Genomic DNA, 17322 nt, shown 5'->3' with positions numbered 1-17322 from the left:
TATAATTATATATTATTTTGTCCAAAAAATAAACAGAATTCTTAGCTTAACGTGGATTTTTAACTTCACGTTAAGGTTAGAAGTCGTTATCTATGAATATACTATCTGCAAAGGAGAAATATATGAAAAAGCTAAATCAACTTTTTGTAAATAAAAATAACCATGCCCCTAAAGACAATCAACCTACCTCCAAGGGTGACCACAATATCTCGTCCCTCTTATTAAACCAGAATATAACTGTTAGCAAATTGAATTTCACATTAAATCAAACTGACTTTTCCCTAAACAACTTGAAAGACAGTTGTAATGATGTTTTTGACAATCTGAGCAAACAGATAACAGATTTAGAGGACGTATTTCAAGAGTTATCTACTTACTCTTCTACAACTCAAGAAGTACTTGCAAGTACAGAGGAATCAAAGGTAATTGCAGACAAAACATACAGCAAGGCAAAACTAGGGAATTCAGATGTAGAGAACACCATAGAGTCTATTTCAAACATCGAAACCGCAGTAAATAGTGCAAAGAATATCATAAATGAACTTACCCTAAAGTCCACAGAAATTAACTCTATTGTAGACATAATTAAGAGAATTACAAAGCAAACCAAACTTCTCTCTCTAAACGCTTCTATTGAGGCTTCCAAAGCTGGAGATGCTGGAAGAGGGTTTTCTGTGGTAGCACAGGAAATAAATAAGTTAGCTTTAAACAGTGCTGAATCCGCTGAGCACATTTCCCAAATCATCATCAGTATGGATTCTATCATCGACAATAGCAAAGAAGCCATGGAATTGTGTTTAGAAAAGGTATCAGAAGGAATTAATATTTCCAACAACACCCTTGTCACATTTAATGAGATAATAGATTCTGTGAAGGAAACTACTAACATAGCAAACAACATTAACACCGCCATGAACAACCAGACAGAATCCTTAACTAATATACTGAGTTCCACAGATTCCCTTATGGATGTTTCAAACAAAGTGGCTTTTCTTATTGAATGGCTGCAATTAAACACCCAGTATACAAAAACTGCGTTAAGCTCTATGAAGGAGCTATACTCAAATCTACAACATATAAACAATAAACTAAATAATACTATTGATGTAAAAAAAGAAAATACAACTTACCTAAAAGCCAATTTAGGCGGCACTATTTATTCTTTTGATCCAGTAATTGGTGTTGACAGTGTAAGTTGTGAGGCTATTTCAATTTGCAACAGTGGTCTTTTAAAAATCAACAAAGATGGAGAGATACTACCATCCTTAGCGAAAAGTTGGTACCTCAGTGAAGATGCTGTTACATGGACCTTTAACTTGGTAAAGGGGGCTAAGTTCCATGACCTTACGGAAGTTACAGCTGATGATGTTAAATTTTCCTTAGAGAGAGTACTAAATCCTAACAATAATTGTGCAAACAGCTATTTTCTAGAGGATATAGTTGGTTCGGATGAGTTTATAGCTGGTAAATCCTCCGATGTTTCAGGCATTAAGATAATTAACAATTACTGTATTTCTATTACTCTTAAAGAGCCTTATAGCGGAATTCTTACGAATCTAGCCCATAGTTGTTGTTCAATTATTTCTAAAAAGGCCTTTTCTAACAATAAGAAAATCGTAAGTTGTGGCCCATTTACCTACCATATGGGTCAAGACCAAAAGAGCAAATGCACTTATAATGCCTTTGAGAACTATTTTGGAGGTGTTCCTTATATAGATGAGCTAGAAGTTGACTCAAATTTATCAGACTTACAAAAAAAACTTCATGCCAAGGAGCTTCACCTTTTAAAATCTTCAAGTATATCTTTCATAAAACCTATGATGGAAGATCCTACTTTGAAATTCCAAACGGCACCTACACTTTGTTCCTATTACGGTTATTTCGTTTTAAATACAAACAAGCCATGGGCCAAAAATGTTGAAGTTCGAAAAGCCATAAATATGGCTATAGACAAAGATAGAATAATTAAAGATTCTTTTGCCGGTTCTGCTATTAAATTGAATGGTCCATGCCCCGTAGGGTTGGTGTCAAAAGCTCCTAAAGCTCTTCCTTATAGTCCAAAAAATGCAAAGGAAATATTTCAAAAGTACAACGTACTAAGAGAAGAAAACAACTTTAAGATAGCATATTACAATAACGATGATGAGCTATACTCTGTTCTGAAAGAGAACTTGGAAGTTTTAGGATTGAAAGTTACTTTAAACTCAATTCCTTTTAATGATTTTTTTGATAAGGAAAAAAATAAAAAGTACGATCTTCTTGTAACAAGTTGGTTTGCTGATACCTTAAATCCAGATAGTTTTCTTATGCCACTATTTATGTCTGATATGACATACAATCTAAGCAATTATTCTAACCCTACCATGGAACAAATGCTTAGAAAGGCTAAGAAAATCATAAATCCAAAAGACAGAGACGCAGCTTTCCAAGAAGTGGAACAAGCAATTGCTGATGACTATCCATGGCTATTCCTAGCATGTCCATCACTTTGCTACACCTACGAAGAGAATGTCTCTGGTGTTACAATAAACCCATTAGGAATTATTAGCTTTGACAATATAATGATAAATAAATAAAATTATTCAATAAAAAAATCGATGAAATATTTTTCATCGATTTTTATTTTGTTATAAAAGCTTATGCAAAATAGATTTTCCTATGGTTCCCTCAGGCATTTTCACTGAAAAATTATCTACAATGGTCGCACCAACCACTGCAAATGTATCTTCTTCACCTATAAATCCACCATTTTCCATTGATGGGGAATAGGCAATAAAGGGCACTTTTTCTCTTGTATGATCTGTTCCTTTATAGGTGGGATCATTTCCGTGGTCAGCAGTTAAAATAAGAAGATCATCATGTTGAAGCACCGATAAAAGTTCTCCAAGTTTTTCATCAAATCTTTCAATTTCCTTAGCATAGCCCACAGCATCTCTTCTGTGACCCCAAAGAGCATCAAAATCCACAAGATTTACATAACAAAGACCACTAAAATCTCTTTTGGCTATATCTATGGTCTGCTCCATTCCATGCACAGAGCTCTTAGATTTATTGCTCTCTGTTATACCTTCTCCATCAAATATATCTGAAATTTTGCCCACGGATATCACGTCATAACCAGAGGCTTTTAACGCGTCCAATGCAGTCTTTCCATAGGGTTTTAAGGCGTAATCATGGCGATTGCTAGTTCTCTTAAATTCACCCTTCTTTTTGCCTACATAAGGTCTCGCTATAACCCTGCCAACTTTCCACTCATCCCTTAGTGTAAGCTCTCTAGCTATCTCACAACACCTATACAATTCATCAAGACCAAAGGTGTCCTCATTTCCACAAATCTGAAGCACTGAATCTGCAGAAGTATACACTATCATATGCCCTGTGGCTATTTCCTCTTCTCCTAATTCCTCCAAAATTGCTGTACCGCTAGCACTTTTATTTCCAATGATGACTCTACCAGTTCGCCTAGAAAGCTCATCAATTAATTCTTTTGGAAATCCTGTATCGGTGAAAGTTTTAAATGGTTTTGTTATATGAAGTCCCATCATCTCCCAGTGTCCAGTCATGGTATCTTTTCCCGCACTTTTTTCCTTAAGAACCATATATCGTCCCATAGGATTGCTAAGAGGCTCTACATTTTTTAATTCATGGAGATTTGCAAGACCTAATTTTCTTAAGTTTGGTATATTGAAACTGTGAACACTTTTGGATATGTTGCCAAGAGTATCCACTCCAATATCTCCATATTGTTCTGAATCATCCATAGCGCCAATTCCCATGGAGTCAATTACTATGGTAAAAATCCTTTTATATGCTTTCATGGACAACCTCCTTATGTTTTTCAATTAAAGTTCCAATGGCTTCAACCGCAGCCTTTATTGCTAGTTCAGTATCGTGAGCCACAGGATTTTCAAGACCTAGCTTATCTCTTTCTTGGTTTGCCACCACGAGAAATACAGCTCCCACTCTTACTCTTAGATAATCTCCCACAATAAATAAGGCAGCGGATTCCATTTCTGACGCCTTGCACCCCATTCTTTTCCAGGCTTCCCACTTGTTCTGAAGCTCATATCCTCCTGGCAAAAGTTCTGGGTTATGCTGTCCATAAAAAGAATCTTTGCTTTGTACTACCCCCACATGATGGGACACACCAAGTTTCCGTGCACCCTCTGTCAAGGCGTTAATTATGTCAATATTAGCTACAGCTGGATATTCAATGGGGCAATACTCCTTTGAGGTTCCTTCCATGCGTATAGAACCCGTAGCGATGACTAAATCCCCACCCTTTACTTCGGTGTCAATGCCACCGCAAGTTCCAACTCTTATAAACGTATCGGCTCCACACTTTACCAGTTCCTCTAGTGCAATGGAAGCCGATGGACCACCTATGCCAGTGGATGTAACGCTTACTTTCTCTCCTTTATAGTATCCAGTATAAGTGACATATTCTCTGCTATCTGCCACCAATTTGGCACCCTCGAGGTGTTTTGCTATTTTCTCACATCTCTTTGGATCTCCAGGCATAATTACATATCTACCAACATCACCTGGCCTTATTTGCAAATGGTACTGTAAACCAGTTTCTCCAGAATAATTTTGCATAACTTACTCCTTCCATTTACCATATCTCATTTTTTAATTCCCTATTAAACAACTCATCCAGGGCACTCTTAATACAAACTTTATTGTATATAACGTTGTATATTGCATTGGTAATAGGCAAATCCACATTTAATTTCTTTCCTATTTTCAGTAGAGCCTCTGATGTGTAAACGCCCTCTGCTAATTTAGTGGTCTTTATATCTTTTACCAAATTTTCTCCATAACTTCTATTGTGGCTGTGAGCTGAAAATAAAGTAGCTTCATAATCGCCAAGGTGAGACAATCCAAATGAAGAGCTTCCTTTACCCCCCATGGCAGTTATTAATCTGGCAACTTCTGTGACACCTCTGCTCATGAGAGCGCCCTTAAGGCTGCTCAAATTGAGGCCATCAAGGATACCCGCCGCAATTCCAACCACATTTTTCGCCGCTGCTCCTATCTCTACTCCTATTAAATCATCATTCTTATAAAACCTAATAAGGTTGGATTTATAAGTATTTACTACGTCATTCATTACTTCATCTTTTTTGCTAGATACCACCATACAATTCGGTATATCCCTTGTGAAATCCTCAGCATGACCAGGGCCAACCCACACACATACATTTATATTGTCTCCGAGAACATCTTCAACAACCTGACTTAAACGCATTCCCGTAGAGATCTCAATACCTTTCATATTTAAAATAAATGTCTTTCCTTCATAGTTGTGTTCTTTTATTTTTCCACATAACTCCCTTAGATTTTGTGCATTTATTGATATTATAATTCTTTGAGAAAAATTTATTGCTTCCTCAAGATCTGACGTAAGCTGAATATTGTCTTGTAATTCTACGTATTCATTTTTTCTTGTGGATTTCAGTGACTGATACCTTTCCGATTCTTCCCTTCCCCATATCAAAACATTATGTCCTAATCTAGCTGAGTACCAAGCTAAAAAGCTAGCCCAACGTCCACATCCAAGTAATGTAGTTTTCACATGAAACATCTCCTTACTAAATATTATATTAAATTGTTAGATTGTTAATCCACGCATCTTTTTTTACTAGTGTGTAACCGATTACACATTTTATTATATCAACAAGTTGACAAATAAGATAGATTAACACAATATTCATATTTGTATAGTTTACAAGGATAAAAGCACAAGGTATATTTACAGCCCACACAAACACACTATCAAATAAAAATGTTATTACAGTTTTCCCCCCTGACCTCATGGTAAAATAAGTAGCATTCATAAATGCTTGTATTGGCATGTTTAAGCCAAGTATTATTATGAAGTCAGTTGCAAGTGTTTTAACCTCATCAGTGGTGTTATAAAGCAAGGGAAACGCTGGTGCAATAACCATAAGGAATACACCTAAAATAGCGCACATAACAACAGAAAAAACAATTAGTTTTGTATCTGTATCCTTTGCTTCCTTCATTTTGGCAGCACCTAAAAGCTGACCAATTATAATGGAAATTGCGCTACCTAGTGAAATGTATACTACACTGAACAAATTAGATATTGTAGAGGCTATATTCAGACCTCCTACCACGGCGAGACCTTTATTAGAATAACACTGTATAAGAGTTGTCATACCTGCTGCCCACAATACTTCATTTAACATAAGAGGTGAGCCTTTTATTATTATCTGCTTAATTAGATTTGCTGATACATGAAATTTTTTATATAGGCCACAAGCAAATTTATTAATTTCTTTGTGACTATGTGTCCAAGCTACCACAATAAAACATTCTACAAACCTTGACACCACTGTAGCTGCAGCTGCCCCATTTACACCGAGCTCTGGGAATCCAAACTTTCCAAATATAAAAAGATAATTTAAAATTAAATTTACAAACACCGCTGCCACTCCAGCCTTCATAGGCAAAATAGTTTCGCCTTTCTCTCTTAAGGTGCTGGCATAGGATTGCGTTATCCCAAAGGGAACAAGTCCCATGGTCATTATAAACAAGTATTCCTTTCCATAATTTAATGTGGCTGAAATATCCCCTGTAACACTTCCCTCATGTAAGAAAAGTCCTATAAGTTGCGTGCTGAATAAAATAAAGAATAGCATCCCTAAGGCGGAAATCACAGTGCATATTATAAGTTTAAATCGCAAGGTTTCCTTCAACCCTTGGTGATTTTCTTTTCCGGCATACTGAGCTCCAAAGATTCCAGCTCCAGAAATCGCTCCAAAAATACAAAGGTAGAAAACGAATAGTAATTGATTTACTATAGCAACCCCAGACATAGGATCTGTCCCAATCTGACCTACCATTATGTTGTCTAGTAAACTGACAAAATTAGTTATTCCATTTTGAACCATTATAGGAACAGCTATAGCAAAAACCATTTTGTAAAAATTTTTGTCTCCGAAATATTTTGATGTTTTCATAATTTAGTAAACTCCCAAGTAATTTATGTTATAATACTATAATGTATATTATAGTATAACATAAACCCACTAATCATAAACAAATAATTTGTGAATTTGCTATATAGTTAAGGAGGCTGCCATGCACAATGTTTTAACTGAGGAAAACATCAATAAGCTTAGAGAAGAGCTTGAGTATAGGCTTACGGTAAAACGAGGTCAAATTGCAAAAGAAAAAATGATAGCTGCCGCTCACGGGGATAGATCTGAAAATGCAGAGTACAAAGAAGCTTGTGCAAACTACCGCGAGAACGATAACAGAATCCAGTACCTTCTCACCATGATTTCAACTGCAGAGGTTATAGACAATGTAAACTTAGATAAGTCAAAACTAGGTATAAACACTAAGGCTAAAATTAAATTTCTTGAAGATGACTTTGAAGAGATCATAACCTTAGTAACTACCATAGATTCCGATGCTGAAAAAATGAATATAAGTATAGAATCAGATTTAGGTAAAGCTCTTATGGGTTCGCAAAAAAATGACATTGTAACGGTCCATGCACCCTGCGGTGAATATGAAGTTGAAGTCTTAGATATTTTAGAATGATATTTGAAACAAAAATGCTCTCTAGTGAATTTATTTTAAAATTCTACTAAAGAGCATTTTATCAATATATTTTTCAAAGCATCTATCCTAAAACCTATATTTTAAATTTAGCGACTTCATATAATCTGCTATGTCTCCAACTGTTCTGAACTTACTTATCTGTTTATCTGATATCTTTATATTAAAACTCTCTTCCAACCTCATGACTATCTCAACTATATCAAGAGAACTAAGTCCTAAATCAGCCACAAGTTGTGTGTTTCGCTTTATATTTCCTACTCCTATTTCAGCAAATTCATTTACTATTCTATATACTATTTTCTCCATAAGGCACTTCCTAAAAATCAATATCGTTTTATTTTTCTCGTAGTTGTCTTTAAAAACTCTTCCTTCCTTATCTTAATTCCATTTATTTTTTTGTACCCAGGCATGGAAGAATTAAAAACATCTATTACATTTTTAATATATGCCTTAATATCAAAAATGTGATTCTTATCAATATAGTCATAATCAGGGTATATCTCTGCCTTTAGTTTTCCACCCTCTCCAAAAACAACAACCTCCTTTATTCCCTGTAGTTTTAAAATTTCCATTTCTATTTCCTCTGGGGATACGTTCTTACCATTGGCTAAAATTATTATGTTTTTCATTCTTCCTGTTATATAAAGGAAGGAATCTTTATCTAGATAACCTACATCACCAGTTTTAAACCATTGACCATCAAAAACTTTTTCAGTTTCAGATTGGTTATTATAATACCCCTGCATTACAATATCACCCTTAACAAGTATTTCACCTTCCGGAGATATTTTTACAGTACAAGCTGAAATAGGCTGTCCCACACTGCCATCTCTGTAATTGTCATTGCTACTAGCTGATACAACTGGAGAACACTCTGTAATTCCATATCCATTTAAAACTGTTATTCCAAAATTTCTAAATTCCCTTATATACTTTGTTGGCAGCATGGCCCCTCCACAAACTATTATTTTTAAATTTCCGCCAAAAGAATCTATAATTTTTTTAAATATTTTCCTTCTAAAGTCTAAGTTAAACTTCATGAGAAAATTGCTGATATCTATAGCTGTATTAATGCGTTTACTCTTATTCCCTCCTTCAATTGTCCACCATATTTTTCTACTCATGTTTTCCAAAAACAAAGGAACAACAGCTATACTATCAGGTTTTCCAACCATCATGTCCCTGTACAGTTCTTTTAAGCTAGAATTTATATAAATGCTCTGTCTTTCAATCATAGGTACCAATATACTAGCTGCCATTGGAAATGTGTGGTGTAGGGGCAGTATTAACATACAAGTACCTGAATACTTAACGTGTTCACAAGCCGATATAGCTCCCACCATAAGATTTTTATTAGTTAACATTACACCTTTACTTTTACCAGAAGTTCCTGATGTATATACAATTTCAGCAAGGTTTTCCTCGCTATCCTTTATGTTAATATACCCTTTTTCACCTGATTCAACTAGTGTTCTTCCATGGCTAATGAGTTTCTCTAAATCACACATGCTAAAATAATGCTTTATAGTTCCGCTTTTTCTTTTAATGTAATGTATCATATCCAAGTAGTTATTATCATATATTATAGCCCTGCATTTTGTTTCATTTATTATTCTCAGCACATCATCCCTTGAGGCTTCCCTGTCCAATGGGACAGCCACATTGTTTCCGCAAACTATGGTAAAATAAGAAAGTATCCATTCATAACTGTTGAGTCCAATTATAGCTATATTACAGTTTATTAAATTCATGCTTTGCCACTCTGTACCAAGCCTATCTATATCTTCTTTTAACTCTCCATAAGTAATTTCTTTAATTCTACCTGCTTTCATAAATTTAAAAACTACACTGCTTTTACTGTCTCTATATCTACAACTTATGAGACTTTTTATAGTTTTTTTATTTAACAAAATTTCTTTACAAGAGGATTTAACTTTCACTCAAAGACCTCCACAAAAAGTCATATCATTTAATATTATGATATGACCTTATCTTTTGTACCAACCACCCATATAAAATAGCTTATTTTACAATTTAATATTGTATTTTTTATTAGTTCTGATACAATCTATGTTGGATATTATAAGATCACACATTTTAAAGGAAGATAGTTCTATGAAGAGTACATCATATAAAGTTAAAGACAACCTAACCTGCAATGTAGCAATTATCAACAACAAAAATATTTTTTTTAAAACAATATTACTGGCAAAAAAGCAATTGGTTTTTACAATTGCTCTAATTGCTATGCTTATAACCTGTGCATTTGTTCCCGTAGATAGCCAATACATAGATTATTTTAATTGGAGAACTTTGGCCACTTTATTCTGCACCTTGGCTGTGGTATCTGCCTTTTCCCATATTCATTTATTTGAAATAATAAGCAAAAATATTGTGCTTAAGCTTGGCAACCTTAGAAAAGCTACTTTAGGGCTGGTTTTTATTACCTTCATTGGCTCCATGCTTCTCGCAAACGACATGGCACTATTAACCTTCTTACCACTAGGCTATTATGTACTAAATAGCACTGATAATAGGCAAGCTATGGCCTTTACATTTATAATGCAAAACATCGCTGCCAATCTAGGTGGAATGGTAACAGCTTTCGGCAACCCACAAAACCTGTATTTATATTCATATTACAATATTGGAACATTAGAATTCACTAAAATTATGCTTCCCTCATTTATTGCATCTACCATACTAATAATAATTGTGTGCTGCTTTGTAAAACCAACCCCCCTTTCCTTAAAAAAAGATATAACTTATTCTTTAGACAAGGGCAGGACCTTGATTTACTCAGTTTTATTTATTTGTAGTATTTTAATTGTATTTCGAGTAATACCATATGTTTTAGGAACCATAGTAATCACATTGATTTTGTTTATATTAGATAAAAACTCTATTACAGAAGTGAATTATCCACTTTTGGGAACCTTTTGTGCCTTCTTTATTTTTAGTGGTAACATGGCTAGGATTCCCGCAGTAAGTTCTTTTTTTTCCAGAGTTCTGCCTATGAATACACTGCTATTTGGCATACTATCTTGCCAGTTCATCAGCAATGTACCTAGTGCAGTTCTACTATCACACTTCACCAATGACTATGCTAGCCTACTGCCTGCGGTGAACATCGGTGGTTGTGGAACACTTATTGCATCTTTAGCTAGTTTAATAACCTTTACCGAATTTAAAAAACACAATCCACAGGATGTGAAGAATTATATAATAAGCTTTACTATTCTTAACGCTTTATTTATCCTAGTATTGTATTTGGTAGAAATAATATAAAGAAAGGGTTATTTGCTAAGCAAATAACCCTCTAATTAATTAAACTTACTTTAGTAATTTTCTTTTCTTACTTCAAAATAGCTCTGTGGATGGTTGCATACAGGACATACTTCTGGTGCTTTTTTGCCCATTACAAGGTGACCACAATTTCTGCACTCCCACATAGTCTCTTCACTCTTTTCAAAAACAGCCTTCATTTCTATGTTATTCAATAAAGCTCTATAACGCTTTTCATGTGACTTTTCAATTTCAGCAACATCTCTAAACTGTTTTGCCAATGCAGTGAATCCTTCTTCTTCAGCTTCCCTTGCAAAATTTTCATACATATCAGTCCACTCGTAGTTTTCACCATCAGCAGCTGCTGCAAGATTTGAAGCAGTATCTTTTAGTTCTCCTAATGCTTTGAACCAAAGCTTAGCATGTTCTTTTTCATTGTTTGCAGTTGCCTCAAAGATTGATGCTATTTGCTCATAGCCTTCTTTTTTTGCTACAGATGCGAAATAATTATATTTGTTTCTAGCTTGAGATTCCCCTGCAAATGCCGCCATTAAGTTCTTTTCTGTTTTTGTTCCTTTGATATCCATTTCTTCTTCTCCCTCCGTTAACACACTATTTACATACCCTTCTATAAAAGGGCTATGTATATATATTATTATTCAAAGTTCGAATAACCGTTAATGTGAGTATATCATTGGAAAAAAGTTTAGTCAATGAATTTTTAAGACAATTTAAGTAATTTAACCATTTACAATTTACAATTTTGTTTACAATGGCAGATCTTTCTTTGTAAATACTGATATTGATGCTATACACAATGAAATAGCAATTGTTATCATTATAACATTACTGCACAATACTCCATTGGAATTTGATATAATGTATTTTCCAGGAAATAAAGTATATAATGTGAAATATTTTAGATTTTCCAATTTCCCACCCATATTGGACAACATCTGAATTAAGTAAAATAAAAGTGGTACACCTGCTCCCACCACAAAAAAACCTCTAGTATCATTGAAAAAGCAAGCCGATATAAGCGCTATACTGCTGATTACAAAATGTAATATTAATACACTTAAATTCAAATTAAAGTATTTACCTATTTCTAGTTTACCAGGAAACATAAGTTCACTACTAATAACTCCTATTAAAGTTATAACTGCTATTAGCATTGTAACACTGATAAATATGGACACAATTTGGGTTACAATTATCTTTTTTCTTGAATTGGGAGTAGATAAAAGACACGCCATAGAACCAGAGTCCACATATTTCATTATAGTCTTATTTACAATCATTATTTCAAAGATCATTGGCACAATTAACATTAAAAATCCATACAAATAAGTGTTGATAAATTCTATTAAAGTACCTGAATTCCCATTCATACCCACCGCAGCCATGAACTCTGGCATCATTTCTTTATACTGAACTAGAACATTGGCAAGCTCAGGCTTGAACATCCATATAATAACCACAGTATACATGGTAAGTATGGCAATAAAAATAACCATAAGTTTTACTGCTGAAATCATGTTTCGTTTAAAAAGTGGCATAGATATCATTATTTTTCACCTCCGTAATAATGAAGAAATATTTCTTCTAAGGTTTGAGTTTTAACATCTAAATCCTTTATATTATACTTTGAAAGAATTTTTAAGAAAGGATTTATATCTCCTTTTACTACAGCAGTTACTACATTCTGCTTTTGCTCCATAATTTCCACGTCTTCACTTAAAAACTTTTCCAATTCTCTTACATCCTTAAAAGTAACATTGTAAAATTTCTTTTTCTTCTTTATAAGGGAATTCATATCTTCTACAGAAACTATGTTGCCATTTTTTATAATAGCTGCTTTATCGCAAGTTTTCTCAATTTCCTCAAATATATGCGATGACATAAATATGGTTTTACCCCTACTCTTTTCCTCAAGGATTAAATCAACAAATCTATTCTGCATAAGAGGATCCAAGCCACTGGTAGGTTCATCCAACAGTATTACTTGGGGATCATTCATAAATGCACATATAATACCGATTTTCTGCTTCATACCTTTGGACATTTTCTTTATTTTACCCCTTGCGTCTAACTCAAAGAACTCAATTAATTCATTCATCCTACTTTTATTCTTCATTCCCCTCATAGAAGCCATAAATTCCATCATCTGAGTTCCATTTAGATCATCTAAAAACGATATTTCTCCAGCTAAATACCCTAAACTCTTCTGAATTTCAGCAGCATATTTATAACAATCCATGCCAAAAATATTGCACTGCCCCTTATCAGGCCTTATAAAGCCCATAAGATTTCTTATAGTAGTAGTTTTACCAGATCCATTAGGACCTAGAAATCCATAAACCACTCCCTTTTCTACTGAAATATTAACATCAAAAACACCCTTACCATTACCATAATCCTTTGTAAGACTCTTTATTTCTATTACATTACTCATATACTCCCCTCCAATTAAACTAAGTAAACAATGAATTATACTAATAATAATACTATTATACTAATAATAAAAGACTTTTTTTGCAAAATGCACCCTATACCATTTGCTAGCATATTGTAGTATGTGATACCTTCTGCACCCTAAATCCTATTTTTCAAGATTTTGTTTCTTGCATTAATTATTTCCTTGGGGTATACTAAATGAGTAAGTTAGTTACGGTCTTACAAAACAACATAATGACGCGGGGTGGAGCAGCTGGTAGCTCGTCGGGCTCATAACCCGAAGGTCGTAGGTTCAAGTCCTGCCCCCGCAACCATAGAGAGTGTATTTATTGGGTTTAATGTCCTACTAAATGCACTCTTTTATTTTTTCTATAATATAAATTACCACATATTATAGAAGTTAATGGCGATACTAACACAAGTCCAATACACCCTACAAAAGTGTGCAAAATCTCTGAAGAAATAGTTTTAGAATTAAGTATGCTCATCATAGGTGTTCCTTGGGCCATGTATACCATCATCACCGTTATATAACTTCCCATGTAAGCTAATAACAAAGTTGTAGTCTGGCTTCCCACCACTGATTTTCCAATGGTAAGGCCAGATTTTATTAGGTCTTTTTTCCTTATCTCAGGGTTATGAAGTACAATCTCGTCTAAAGCTGCAGAAATGTCTATGGATAAATCCAAAATAGCACCTGAACATGCAAGATAGATACCAGCCTGGAATATAGCAGTAAGATCCAATTTCATAAATCCTGCGTATAACAATGATTCAGACCACTGCATAACCGCACCGTGAATGTTGAACATTTTTCCAAAACATATGGCAAGTCCACATGTAACTACAGAGCAAATCATAGAACTTAAAATAGCCGCATAGGCCTTCTTTGTAAAGCCTGCCACAAGAATTAGTGTGGCAATAGTTATAAAATTTCCTATGATCAAAGCAACTATTAAAGGATTAAATCCTTTAAGGGTAAATGGAATAAGAACCTTCCAAATAGTTAAAAGTGCAAATGCAAAGGATAGCAATGTTCTTATTCCCGTAAACCCTGAAATAGTAATTATGGCCATTACAAATATACCTATTAATATTATTTCTTTGTTAATTCTATAGTGATCCACCATATTGGCAAAAACAATATTATTATCCTTGTCCCTTTCTAGCAGCACCCACGCCGTGTCACCTGAAACAAATATTTTGTCCATTTCCAATTTTCCCGTAAAAAGATTTACACCATTTACCTTCTCACCTTTATGCTGCCCACTTTGAATTTCTATTAAACATTTTTGATCTCCTTGCTTAATTATGCCTGTATTATAAATCCCAGAGTTGTCCACTGAAATAACCTTTGCCTTAACCCCTTCTGCATTTACGTATATCTGTTTTTCAAATCCTGTGGGAAGGATTATCAGTGCAATTATTAGCAATAAAAAACAAGTTATAAATATAATCTCTTTCTTTATATTCAAAATAACACCCTTTCTCAAAAAAGACCGATATGTTTATCGGCCTGTTTAATTTATATTATAAAAAGCGATGATGCATATAGCAGGTTATTTACATAATTTTATTAATTTTTTGTATACATCTGTATTATCATAGGAACCATTAAATTTCTTTGCTCCTACTCCGTAGGCATAAACAGGTACAGGAGTTCCTGTATGAGAATATGAAGTCCATCCAATTCCAGCTTTATTGTTTAATATGTGGGTTAAAGATACTGAAAGAGGCTCATAACTACCATATAAAACATATGAATCATCGCTTTTTGAGCGTTTATCACTGGCTTTCATGGTTTCAGCAAATCCATCCTTCAACTTTTTAAATTCAGATTCAGTAAGAACCATTTCCTTATTTTTCTCCTCTTTTGCCTTTATATCATTAGGAGCAATAAGACCAAATTTTTCAGTTATTATTGGCATTATTTTTTCAAAACTTATACTTGGATTATTCTTTTTCATCTTTGAAAACATATCATCAAAAGCTACATAAGACATTTTTTGATGTTTTAATATATCAAATGCTGTATTGTACCCAGTAGTAGCATATCCTATGGTCATTCCACCTGTTTCATGGTCTCCAGTAACAATTATAAGTGTTTCATCAGGATGTTTCTTTGCAAATTCCACAGCTTGGTCTATAGCCTTATCAAAAGCTAGTACATCTTCTATAGCACTCATTGCATCGTTAGCATGACATGCCCAGTCTATCTTTCCCGATTCACACATTAAAAAGAAACCTTTATCATTTTCTAAAACTTCAGTTCCTTTTTTTACAAAATCAGCTAATGTTAAATCCCCTTCTTTTTCATCAATAGTATATGGCATTGCCCCTGAATCTTGAAGCACAGGACTTATTGCATATACTTTTCCTGAAGACGAATTAAGAGCTTGTATCTCTTCTTTTGTCCTAGCAATTTTGTAACCGGATTTTTCAATGATACCATATGCATCTTCCTTATCCTTTTGTTTACCCTTTGGCTGTTTTAACTCTCCCCCTGCAAAATAGTCAAAGTTTGATTTAGCTAATTGCAATGATATGTCATAGTAATTATTTCTAGATTCGCTATGTGCATAATATGCAGCTGGTGTAGCGTGATCTAAAGAAACATTGGAAATAATGCCAATCTTTTTGCCTTCTTTTTTTAGCTGTTCCGTTATAGTTGGAGCAACTGTTTTCTTATCAACTTTCATGCCTAAAACTCCACTATGGGTTTTTTCTCCTGTTGAATAAGCCGTAGCAGTAGAAGCAGAATCTGGACAGAATGATGTAGAATCATGAGTAGTAGCGGAACCAACCACTGGAAACCGTGTAAATTTTAAATTTTTCGTAGCTATTTCCCCAGATTTTTTGTTTCCATTTAAAATCTGTGCAGCATTGATCTGAACATGACTCATGCCATCTCCAATGAACATGAATACGTATTTAGGTTTCTTTGTTTCTTTAACTGATGCAGTTAAAGCTGCCGTACTTTGTTCTTGACTTTTTGCTTTGCTTTGAGGCTGTGAACTACACCCTACCATAATAAAAGCTGTTGTAACTATACTTAGAAAAATTGACAATCTCTTTTTCAAAACCATTACCTCCATAACAAATTTTCTATTATCAACAGTTATGATTGTAATACTTCATTGTAAATTCCTATTAATGATAAAGATAAGTCTTTGTAAAATTTAAAATATATAATAAAATTGCCCAGATACCTATTTTGAATATCTGAGCAATTTTATTTATTATATTATAGTTCCGTTACTAGAAATAGTCACAATGCTAAATGGTATAGCTTTACCACTTTGAGAAATGGCAGTTTTGACAGCCTTTTCAATACCTCCACAGCATGGAACTTGCATCCTTGCAACAAGAACACTTTTTACATCATTTTGTTTTAAGATCTCAGTAAGCTTCTCTGAGTAATCCCCATCATCCAATTTTGGACATCCAATTAAAGTTATTTTATCTTTCATAAATTTATTGTGAAAATCTCCATATGCATATGCAGTACAATCCGCAGCAATTAGCAAGTCACAGTTATTAAAATAAGGTGCATTTACTGAAACAAGCTTAATCTGAACAGGCCATTGTCTTAACATACTGTGAATACCTTCACCATTTTCACAAGGTTTTTTTACAATAGAACCTTTACCTTGGATAAGAATTTTAGGCTCACTGCTTTTACATCCACATTCTAAAGTTTTCGCTTTATTCTTCTCCATATTTTCCTTTACAGCCACTTCATCATAGGGTAGCGCCTCTCTATTTACAAAGGATATAGCTCCAGTGGGACATGATGGCAGACAATCACCAAGTCCATCACAATAATCATCTCTCATTAATTTTGCCTTGCCATCCACCATAGCAATGGCCCCCTCATGGCACGCCTTTGCACATATACCACAACCATTGCATTTTTCTTGGTCTATTTCAATGATTTTTCTTATCATCATATTACCTCCATTCAATCTGCTTCTATTGACT

Annotated in this window: 15 protein-coding genes and 1 tRNA gene; 4 read left to right on the top strand and 12 right to left on the bottom strand. The window is 34.1% G+C overall.

The window, feature by feature from the left end; genetic code table 11:
- The first annotated feature begins 122 nt into the window (after positions 1–122).
- On the top strand, positions 123–2576 hold the full coding sequence (locus BUA73_RS07600) for an ABC transporter substrate-binding protein (RefSeq protein WP_072903514.1): 2454 nt from the start codon (positions 123–125) through the stop codon (positions 2574–2576).
- 51 nt (positions 2577–2627) lie between these two features.
- Here BUA73_RS07600 and BUA73_RS07595 read toward each other — a convergent pair whose 3' ends face one another.
- From BUA73_RS07595 to BUA73_RS07580, 4 genes are read right to left on the bottom strand one after another with little or no spacing between them, the layout of a single operon-like run.
- Complete coding sequence (locus BUA73_RS07595) at positions 2628–3818, bottom strand: phosphopentomutase (protein WP_072903513.1); 1191 nt, start codon at positions 3816–3818, stop codon at positions 2628–2630.
- Entirely contained in the window at positions 3805–4599 is a 795-nt protein-coding gene (udp, locus tag BUA73_RS07590) for a uridine phosphorylase (RefSeq protein WP_072903512.1), read from the bottom strand. Before udp ends, BUA73_RS07595 begins: the two co-directional genes overlap by 14 nt.
- Positions 4600–4615: 16 nt before the next feature.
- A complete protein-coding gene (locus BUA73_RS07585; protein ID WP_242942347.1) occupies positions 4616–5587 on the bottom strand; it encodes an NAD(P)H-dependent glycerol-3-phosphate dehydrogenase in 972 nt (323 codons plus the stop codon).
- 19 nt (positions 5588–5606) lie between these two features.
- Positions 5607–6989, bottom strand: a complete 1383-nt coding sequence (locus BUA73_RS07580) for an MATE family efflux transporter (protein WP_072903510.1) — start codon at positions 6987–6989, stop codon at positions 5607–5609.
- Positions 6990–7110: 121 nt separating this feature from the next.
- Here BUA73_RS07580 and BUA73_RS07575 point away from each other — a divergent pair, with 121 nt between their 5' ends.
- Complete coding sequence (locus BUA73_RS07575) at positions 7111–7578, top strand: GreA/GreB family elongation factor (RefSeq protein ID WP_072903509.1); 468 nt, start codon at positions 7111–7113, stop codon at positions 7576–7578.
- A gap of 87 nt (positions 7579–7665) precedes the next feature.
- Here BUA73_RS07575 and acpP read toward each other — a convergent pair whose 3' ends face one another.
- Together acpP and BUA73_RS07565 are read right to left on the bottom strand one after the other, a co-directional pair.
- A complete protein-coding gene (gene acpP, locus BUA73_RS07570; RefSeq protein WP_072903508.1) occupies positions 7666–7905 on the bottom strand; it encodes an acyl carrier protein in 240 nt (79 codons plus the stop codon).
- Positions 7906–7922: 17 nt separating this feature from the next.
- Positions 7923–9539, bottom strand: coding sequence for an AMP-binding protein (locus tag BUA73_RS07565; protein WP_072903507.1), 1617 nt, complete (start codon positions 9537–9539; stop codon positions 7923–7925).
- Positions 9540–9714: 175 nt separating this feature from the next.
- On the opposite strand from BUA73_RS07565, the gene BUA73_RS07560 reads away from it, so the two are divergent.
- Entirely contained in the window at positions 9715–10887 is a 1173-nt protein-coding gene (locus tag BUA73_RS07560; protein ID WP_084672144.1) for an SLC13 family permease, read from the top strand.
- Between the two features lie 50 nt (positions 10888–10937).
- Here the strand turns inward: BUA73_RS07560 and rbr are convergent, their stop codons facing one another.
- From rbr to BUA73_RS07545, 3 genes are all read right to left on the bottom strand, one after another.
- The gene (rbr, locus tag BUA73_RS07555; protein ID WP_072903531.1) at positions 10938–11471 is read right to left on the bottom strand and encodes a rubrerythrin; all 534 of its coding nucleotides are present in this window, start codon (positions 11469–11471) and stop codon (positions 10938–10940) included.
- 180 nt (positions 11472–11651) lie between these two features.
- The gene (locus tag BUA73_RS07550; protein WP_072903506.1) at positions 11652–12452 is read right to left on the bottom strand and encodes an ABC transporter permease subunit; all 801 of its coding nucleotides are present in this window, start codon (positions 12450–12452) and stop codon (positions 11652–11654) included.
- A complete protein-coding gene (locus tag BUA73_RS07545) occupies positions 12452–13339 on the bottom strand; it encodes an ABC transporter ATP-binding protein (RefSeq protein ID WP_072903505.1) in 888 nt (295 codons plus the stop codon). The genes BUA73_RS07550 and BUA73_RS07545 overlap by 1 nt, the downstream gene beginning before the upstream one ends.
- A 240-nt stretch (positions 13340–13579) precedes the next feature.
- Here BUA73_RS07545 and BUA73_RS07540 point away from each other — a divergent pair.
- Positions 13580–13655: transfer RNA gene (locus BUA73_RS07540), tRNA-Met, on the top strand.
- Between the two features lie 21 nt (positions 13656–13676).
- Here the strand turns inward: BUA73_RS07540 and BUA73_RS07535 are convergent.
- From BUA73_RS07535 to BUA73_RS07525, 3 genes are all read right to left on the bottom strand, one after another.
- Positions 13677–14816 (bottom strand): YibE/F family protein, encoded by a 1140-nt coding sequence (locus BUA73_RS07535; protein WP_084672142.1) that lies wholly within the window; start codon positions 14814–14816, stop codon positions 13677–13679.
- 84 nt (positions 14817–14900) lie between these two features.
- Positions 14901–16427: an alkaline phosphatase gene (locus tag BUA73_RS07530; protein ID WP_072903503.1), complete on the bottom strand. Its 1527-nt coding sequence runs from the start codon at positions 16425–16427 to the stop codon at positions 14901–14903.
- Positions 16428–16580: 153 nt separating this feature from the next.
- Entirely contained in the window at positions 16581–17288 is a 708-nt protein-coding gene (locus tag BUA73_RS07525; protein WP_072903502.1) for an ATP-binding protein, read from the bottom strand.
- Positions 17289–17322 lie beyond the last annotated feature (34 nt).

It is taken from the genome of Hathewaya proteolytica DSM 3090 (assembly GCF_900142225.1).
GTDB lineage: Bacteria > Bacillota > Clostridia > Clostridiales > Clostridiaceae > Hathewaya > Hathewaya proteolytica.
The sequence above is the reverse complement of the archived record's forward strand: the minus strand, read 5'-3'. Positions and strand labels throughout refer to the sequence as shown.

Bases quoted from the DNA above. Each gene is read 5' to 3' on its own strand.
- BUA73_RS07600 (WP_072903514.1), top strand. From the start codon at position 123: ATGAAAAAGCTAAATCAACTTTTTGTAAATAAAAATAACCATGCCCCT.
- BUA73_RS07595 (WP_072903513.1), bottom strand. From the start codon at position 3,818: ATGAAAGCATATAAAAGGATTTTTACCATAGTAATTGACTCCATGGGA.
- udp (WP_072903512.1), bottom strand. From the start codon at position 4,599: ATGCAAAATTATTCTGGAGAAACTGGTTTACAGTACCATTTGCAAATA.
- BUA73_RS07585 (WP_242942347.1), bottom strand. From the start codon at position 5,587: ATGTTTCATGTGAAAACTACATTACTTGGATGTGGACGTTGGGCTAGC.
- BUA73_RS07580 (WP_072903510.1), bottom strand. From the start codon at position 6,989: ATGAAAACATCAAAATATTTCGGAGACAAAAATTTTTACAAAATGGTT.
- BUA73_RS07575 (WP_072903509.1), top strand. From the start codon at position 7,111: ATGCACAATGTTTTAACTGAGGAAAACATCAATAAGCTTAGAGAAGAG.
- acpP (WP_072903508.1), bottom strand. From the start codon at position 7,905: ATGGAGAAAATAGTATATAGAATAGTAAATGAATTTGCTGAAATAGGA.
- BUA73_RS07560 (WP_084672144.1), top strand. From the start codon at position 9,715: ATGAAGAGTACATCATATAAAGTTAAAGACAACCTAACCTGCAATGTA.
- rbr (WP_072903531.1), bottom strand. From the start codon at position 11,471: ATGGATATCAAAGGAACAAAAACAGAAAAGAACTTAATGGCGGCATTT.
- BUA73_RS07550 (WP_072903506.1), bottom strand. From the start codon at position 12,452: ATGATATCTATGCCACTTTTTAAACGAAACATGATTTCAGCAGTAAAA.
- BUA73_RS07545 (WP_072903505.1), bottom strand. From the start codon at position 13,339: ATGAGTAATGTAATAGAAATAAAGAGTCTTACAAAGGATTATGGTAAT.
- BUA73_RS07530 (WP_072903503.1), bottom strand. From the start codon at position 16,427: ATGGTTTTGAAAAAGAGATTGTCAATTTTTCTAAGTATAGTTACAACA.
- BUA73_RS07525 (WP_072903502.1), bottom strand. From the start codon at position 17,288: ATGATAAGAAAAATCATTGAAATAGACCAAGAAAAATGCAATGGTTGT.